The 7,289-nt window shown below is 69.3% G+C and carries 3 protein-coding genes; 2 read left to right on the forward strand and 1 reads right to left on the reverse strand.

The features are described from left to right. Positions 1 to 20 precede the first annotated feature (20 nt). Together RWR81_RS05080 and RWR81_RS05085 are read left to right on the forward strand one after the other, a co-directional pair. Positions 21 to 2,561 (forward strand): phosphatidylglycerol lysyltransferase domain-containing protein, encoded by a 2,541-nt coding sequence (locus RWR81_RS05080; protein WP_314455374.1) that lies wholly within the window; start codon positions 21 to 23, stop codon positions 2,559 to 2,561. Positions 2,562 to 2,600: 39 nt separating this feature from the next. Continuing rightward, positions 2,601 to 3,992, forward strand: a complete 1,392-nt coding sequence (locus tag RWR81_RS05085) for an alpha/beta hydrolase-fold protein (protein WP_314455375.1) — start codon at positions 2,601 to 2,603, stop codon at positions 3,990 to 3,992. A gap of 80 nt (positions 3,993 to 4,072) precedes the next feature. On the opposite strand, the gene ppdK is transcribed toward RWR81_RS05085, so the two are convergent. Then, positions 4,073 to 6,778: a pyruvate, phosphate dikinase gene (gene ppdK, locus RWR81_RS05090; protein ID WP_314455378.1), complete on the reverse strand. Its 2,706-nt coding sequence runs from the start codon at positions 6,776 to 6,778 to the stop codon at positions 4,073 to 4,075. Positions 6,779 to 7,289 lie beyond the last annotated feature (511 nt).

Raw genomic sequence — 7,289 nt, forward strand, 5'->3', positions numbered from 1 at the left:
CTACCGCCTGAGGAGTGCTCATGCCGTCGGCCTCGTCCAGTACGCCCCCCCCGGACGTCCCCGAGAACGCGCCCTCCTCAACGACCCCCACGGCGTCCCCCTCCGTCTCCTCACACCCCCCGGCAGGGTCCTCCTCCCTGAGGGCGCACGCGCACCGGGCCTGGCGGGCCACCCGCTCCTGGTTGGCGCCCGCACCGGCCGCTACTGCCTCCGCCGTGCTCGTCCTCGCCGTCGGGCTCATCCTCATGCCCTGGGAGCACCGCGGGCAGATCGTTCTGTCCGCCTACATCCATCGGCCTCAGAGGGTGTGGGCCCTGCTGACCGCCTGGGCGGTGCCCGATCATCTGGTACCAGCGGCGGGAGTCATCGCGCTGTTGTCCATCGGCGTCCTGCTGGAGCGGCTCCTGGGAACGCGACGCTGGCTCGTCGCCGCAGTCGTGTCCACCGCCGGGGGCATCACCCTGACCCAGGCGCTCTATCCACTCATCGGCCACGTCTGGACGGCGTGGTCGCCCTTCCTCATCCACGCCCCGATCCAGGGCGTCAGTCTGCCCATCGCCGGTCTGCTGGCGGCCTCCACCAGCGTCATGCGCCCATCTTGGAGACGACGCGTGCGCCTGGTCATGTTCGCCGTTCTTATCGTCTCGGCCGCCGTCGCAGGCACCGTCGGCGCCCTGGCCCGCCTGGGATCGGGCATCGTGGGTCTTGTACTGGGCATCGCTCTGGAACGCGGCCAGAAGACGGCCCCCTCCCACGAGCTGCCGCGGCGGGTGGAGCGAGAGCTGGTGGCCTTCCTGGTGGCCTGCTGGTCGGTGGGCTGCGCCCTGGCGGTTGTGAGCAAGGCCGTCGGCCCTCTGGCCAACGCCCGTTACGGACTGACCCCCGCCATCCTGCCCAAGGATGACGTCATCTACCCGGTCGAGCTGTTCCTGCTGTGCATGCCGGCTCTCCTCCAAATCGTGCTGGCCGACGGCCTGCGCCGCGGACGCCGCGCGGCGGCCCTGGGCACCATCATGCTCCAGATCTTCCTGGGAGCCTGTGCGGCCCTGTTCACCCTGGTGGAGAAACTCAATGAGCAGTCGCTCAAGTCCGGCTCCGCCATGGACCAGCTCCTGTACAGCTGGCTGCGCTCTGGTCACCTGCTGGTGCCGCTGCTGCTCAACATCGTGCTCATCAGCCTGGTGGTGTGGAAGATGAGTTGCTTCACCCTGGGTTCGCGCCCCGGAGTCATCCGCCGCGCAGTCGTTGCCTGGCTCCTCACCATCCTCGCCGGGGCCGCCGTCAGCGTGCTCGGAGGACTGCTCATCTCCCGGAGCTTCTCCCCCCACGCCTCCTGGCGCGAGCTGCTGGAGACCTACCTGTCCTACCTGCTGCCCGTGAGCACGGGCGGCAGCATGGGATTCATCGTGAAGCCCTTGACTTTGACGGCCCACATCCTCACCGCATGGGTACCAGTGCTGGTGTGGCTCCTGACGATCCTGTGGGTGTGGTTGGCCCAGTCGGCCCCCGCCCGCACCCCGGTGGCCAGCCGTGAGCAGCTGACCGAGTTGGTGCGCACCCGCGGCGCCGGAACCCTGGGCTGGATGCTCACGTGGGAGGGCAACGAGGCCTGGGTCAACGAGACGGGTACGGCGGGCTTCTCCTACCGTCCCAGCCGCGACGTCGCTCTGACGGTCGGGGATCCCGCCGCAGACGACGCCGACGTGGCCCAGGCGGTGCGCGACTTCGCGGGTTTCGCCACCGATGCCGGCCTCATTCCCGCCCTCTACTCGGTGCACGCACCGGCCATGGAGGCGGCCCGGGCCATGGGCTGGACGATCCTGCAGGTGGCCGAGGAGGCCGTCCTGGACTTACCGGACCTGGCTTTCCGGGGTAAGGCCTACCAGGATGTGCGCACCGCCCTCAACCATGCCCGCAAGCAGGGAATCGAGACCGTGTGGACCACCTACGACGACTGCCCGGCCGGCCGGCGTGACCAGATCCGCGCCATCTCACAGGCCTGGGCCAGTGACAAGCCCCTGCCGGAGATGGGATTCACCCTGGGCGGGCTCGCCGAGCTCCAGGCTCCGGAGACGCGCCTGCTGCTGGCGGTTGACGCAGACGGCACCGTCCAGGGCGTCACCTCCTGGCTTCCGGTCTACCGCGATGGGGAGGTCATCGGTCTGACCCTTGACTTCATGCGACGCCGCGAGGGCGGCTTCCGTCCCGTCATGGAGTACCTCATTGGACGCGCGGCCCAGGACGCCCAGGACGAGGGCCTGGAGATCCTGTCCCTGTCCGGGGCACCGCTGACCCGCTCCGCTCCCGCCGACGGCGCCGCATCCTCTCACTTCGACCCACTCATCGATCTGCTGGCCTCCATGCTGGAGCCGGCTTATGGCTTCGGCTCCCTGCACGCCTACAAGCGCAAGTTCAAGCCGCGAGCAGTGCCCATGTACCTGGCGGTTCCCGATCTGGTGGACCTGCCGACGGTGGGGATCGCGATCGCCCGGGCCTATCTGCCCGACCTCAAGCCCTCTCAGACGGCGCACTTCGCCCAGGTACTGATGAACCGTGACTGAGAGTACCGGCGGCGTGACCAGCGCGCAGACCGGATAGCAGTGGACGTCACCGGCGGGGCCCTCAAGGCCATCCACTTCCTCCAGTCCTGGCTGGGTGGCGCGTGCACGGCGGTCGCTGCAGCGGTCATCGCCTGGCTGTGGTGGCGGCGCACCCGCCACCTGCCCTGGCCCCGGCAGCTCGTTGTGCCCGCTGTCGGGGTGGTGAGCGAGGTGGGCTTCCAGCTGGCTGTGGGTGTTCTGTGGCGCCCCTTCACCAACGGCGGCGGCTGGTTCATGCGGCCCTGGGTGGGAGTCATGGGGATTGTCATCACCCAGCTGGTCACCGGCAACCACACCGAGGGGCGTCATCGAGTGGTGCATTCGCGCAATCGCCGCCTGGTGCGCGCCACCGAGTCCACCTCCAGCCTCGTGGCCGTGGCTGCCTCCTCCCTACTGGCGGTCAATACCTTCGTCGCCTCCTGCCCGACCCTGGCATCCGTCCTGGGCTACGGGGTGGCCACCACTGCGCTGAGGCGTCTGCAGAGCGCTGCGGCCCAGTCCTCGGCACCCGTGCGCGGCGACGAGACGCTGGAGGAGACCTGGAGACCGCCATCGGACATGCCCGCCCACGGCGAAGCGGTCACTGCCGACATCCCGGCCGGCGACCAGTCCGGAACGAAGGGCTTCACGCCCCGAGGGGCCTTCATCTACCTGCCGCCGGCCTATCTGGGCTCACAACGCCCGGCCCTACCGGTCCTCGTCCTGCTCACCGGGCAGCCGGGAAGCCCCTCGGACTGGTTCGAGCTCGGGGGCCTGAAGGACACGATGGACGCCTACGCGGCCACCCACCACGGCCTGGCCCCGGTGGTCGTCGTCGCCGACCTCCTGGGCGACCCGTACACCAATCCCCTGTGCTCAGACACCGAGGCGGGCGGTAAGGTGGCCGCCTATCTGGAGAACGACGTCCCAGCCTGGATCAGGGCGAACCTGCAGGTCGACAACGACCCCGCCCACTGGGCGGTGGCCGGCCTGTCCAACGGAGGCACCTGCGCGATGCAGGTCGTCTCCCGCTCTCCGGGCACCTTCCGCACCTTCCTGGCCATCAGCCCCGAGGAGCACCCCACGCTGGGCAGCGAGGAGCGCACCATCTCCCAGGGCTTCGGCGGCAACCGCGCCGCCTATGAGGCGAATGACCCGCTGAGCCTCATGGCCGCCGCCCCACCCGGCCCTTATGAGGGCATCGCCGGCATCCTGTCAGTGGGCCGCCAGGATGAGCGCTACCTGAGGGCCGTGCCGGTCCTGGCCGAGGCCGCCACCAAGGCCGGCATGACGGTGACCACCCGCCAGTACGACGGGGGCCACACCTGGGCCGTGTGGAGGCAGGCGCTGGCCGACCAGGTCGACTGGTTGGGTGGACGCCTGGGCATCACCCGGTCCCAGCCGGCCTCCTGATCGCGGCACCGGCCCGACGGCAGCGCTCAGTCGCTCAGCCGCCGGGCCGGGTGGTGGCACAGACACTGCCGGGCGGTCGACTACTCGTCCTTGTCCTCGACGGCCGCACGTCCGGCCTCCAGACGGGCCACCGGCACCCGGAAGGGCGAGCAGGAGACGTAGTCCAGGCCCGCTCGGTGGAAGAAGACGATGGACTCGGGGTCGCCGCCGTGCTCGCCGCACACCCCCATCTTCATCTCCGGCTTGGTGGCGCGGCCGCCCTCGACTCCCAGGCGCACCATGCCGCCAACACCGTCGACGTCAATGGACTCGAAGGGCGAGGATCCGAAGATTCCCTGGGTGATGTACCAACCCACGAAAGAGGACTCGACGTCGTCACGGGAGAATCCCCATGTCGTCTGGGTCAGATCGTTGGTTCCGAACGAGAAGAAGTCGGCCTCCTCGGCGATGTGGGGGGCGGTGACGGCTGCACGCGGCAGCTCGATCATGCAGCCCACCGGGAAGTCGAGCGCGTAGCCGGAGGCCTGGGAGACCTCCTGCAGCACGTTCTCCACACGCTCACGCGCCAGCTGGAGCTCACGCACCGATCCGATGAGCGGGATCATGATCTCGGGGTGCGGGTCACCGCCGGCCTTGAGCCGCTCGACGGCGGCCTCGGCGATGGCGCGCACCTGGAGCTCGATGAGACCCGGCATGGTCAGCAGCAGGCGGACACCGCGCAGGCCGAGCATCGGGTTGGACTCATGATTCTTGCGCACCACGGCCAGGAGCTCCTCGTCAGCTGGGTTCGGCTCGCCGCGCTCACGGTCGACGGCCACCTTGACGCTCAGCTCGGTCAGGTCCGGCAGGAACTCGTGCAGCGGCGGGTCGATGAGGCGCACCGTCATGGGCTTGCCGTTCATCGTCTCGAACATCTGGATGAAGTCGCCCTTCTGCAGCGGCAGGAGGGCGGCCAGGGCGGCCTCGCGCTCGACCTCGGAGGAGGCCAGGATGAGGTTCTGGACGAACTGCTTGCGCTCGCCCAGGAACATGTGCTCGGTGCGGCACAGGCCCACGCCCTGGGCGCCGCGGTGGATGGCGTGGCGGGCGTCGTCGGGGGTGTCGGCGTTGGCGCGCACCTCCAGGCGGCGGACCTCATCGGCGTGGCCCATGAGGCGGTCCACGGCGGTGACGAGCTCGCGGGTGTCGTCGTCACCGGCCGCCTTGAGCGCCTCGTCCAGGCCTCGGCGCAGGTAGGTCATGACCGGGGAGTCGACGACGCCGACCTCGCCGAGGAAGACCTCGCCGGTGGTGCCGTCGATGGCGATGATGTCCTCACTGGTGAGGACCTCATCGCGCCCCGCGATGCGCAGGGTCTTGGCGGCGGAGTCGACCTCGAGGGCCTCGGCGCCGCACACGCAGGTCTTGCCCATGCCGCGGGCGACGACGGCGGCGTGGCTGGTCTTGCCGCCGCGGGCCGTGAGCACGCCGGCGGCCGCGACCATGCCGGGCAGGTCGTCGGGGTTGGTCTCGCGGCGCACGAGGATGACGGAGTCGCCCTTCTCGGCACGGGAGACGGCCTCGTCGTTGTCGAAGGCGATGTAGCCCACGGCGGCGCCCGGGGAGGCGGGCATGGCGCGGGTGAGCAGGTCGCGGCTGGAGTCGTCGTCGAACTGGGGGAACATCAGCTGGGTGAGCTGCTCGCCGGAGACGCGCGTGAGGGCCTCGTCCATGGTGATGAGCTTTTCGTCGACGAGCTGGGTGGCCACACGGAAGGCGGCCGCGGCGGTGCGCTTGCCCACGCGGGTCTGAAGCATCCACAGTCTGCCGCGCTCGATGGTGAACTCGATGTCGCACAGGTCGCGGTAGTGGGTCTCCAGGCGGCGCATGATGGAGCGCAGCTCGTCGTAGGAGACCTTGTCCAGGCGCTCGAGGTCGGCCAGGGACAGGGTGTTGCGGATGCCGGCGACGACGTCCTCGCCCTGGGCGTTGACGAGGTAGTCGCCGTAGACGCCGGTGCGCCCGGTGGAGGGGTCGCGGGTGAAGCACACGCCGGTGCCGGAGGTCTCCCCCATGTTGCCGAACACCATGGTGCACACGTTGACCGCGGTGCCCAGGTCGTGCGGGATCTTCTCGCGGCGGCGGTAGATGTGGGCGCGCTCGGTGTTCCAGGAGCGGAAGACGGCCTCGGTGGCCATGTCCAGCTGGGAGCGGGGGTCCTGCGGGAAGTCGATGCCCGCGTGCTCCTTGACGATGGCCTTGTACTCCTCGACCAGCTCCTGGAGGGCGTCCACGGGAAGCTCGTAGTCCATGGAGACGCCCCGCGCGTCCTTCTTGGCGTCCAGGGCGTCGGAGAAGTGGTCGCCGTCGATGTCCAGGACGGTCTTGCCGAACATCTGGATGAGGCGGCGGTAGGAGTCCCAGGCGAAGCGCTCGTCGGAGCTGGCGGCGGCCAGGCCCTTGACGGAGACGTCGTTGAGGCCGATGTTGAGGACGGTCTCCATCATGCCGGGCATGGAGAACTTGGCGCCGCTTCGCACCGAGACGAGCAGGGGGTCCTCGGCGGCGCCGAGCTCGCGCCCCAGCTCCTCCTCGACTCCACGCAGAGCGGTGGTGACCTGGACCGAGAGCTCCTCGGGGACCTCGCCGCTGGCCAGGTAGGCGCGGCAGGCGTCAGTGGTGATGGTGAAGCCGGGGGGAACGGGGAGATCCAGACGGGTCATCTCCGCCAGATTCGCTCCCTTGCCTCCCAGGAGATCCTTCTGGTCCTTGTCACCCTCGCTGAAGCGGTACACGTACCTGGGCATCGATGCCCCTTTCTGATTCGGGTCGTTCTCGGGTCTGCCTCAGATCGTCCTGATGCAGGCGTGACGCGGCGACGCGTCGTTCACGATATGACTCTAGTGTGACTTCAGTCCTAGACCAAACACGCCGACTCCAGCGCGCCTCCTCCCGGCGCGCCCGCCGACGCCGCGGGGCTCGGCGGCATGGGCGGCCGACGTCGAGGGGAGGAGATTCAGGGAACGCCGAGCGCCGCGTCCCGGAGCGGGTCGGGGCGCGGGGCCACCCGGGCAGACGCAGCGCCACCATGCGCCCAGCCCGGCCCCACGTATCACAGGAGTTACGACAACTGCTCAAAACGGGTTCTTCGTGTCGTGGGGATGGGGTTGTGCGGGGCTTTCCTCGTCGGGGTCTCGGGGTACGTGGTCGTACGCGATCCCACCCGGTCGTACGTAAAACCGCGTGGTCGTACCCCCAGCGCACGCGGTCGTACGTAAAACCGCGCGGTCGTACCTTAGAGCCCCTCTAAGGTACGAC

It is taken from the genome of uncultured Actinomyces sp. (assembly GCF_963526355.1).
GTDB lineage: Bacteria > Actinomycetota > Actinomycetes > Actinomycetales > Actinomycetaceae > Actinomyces.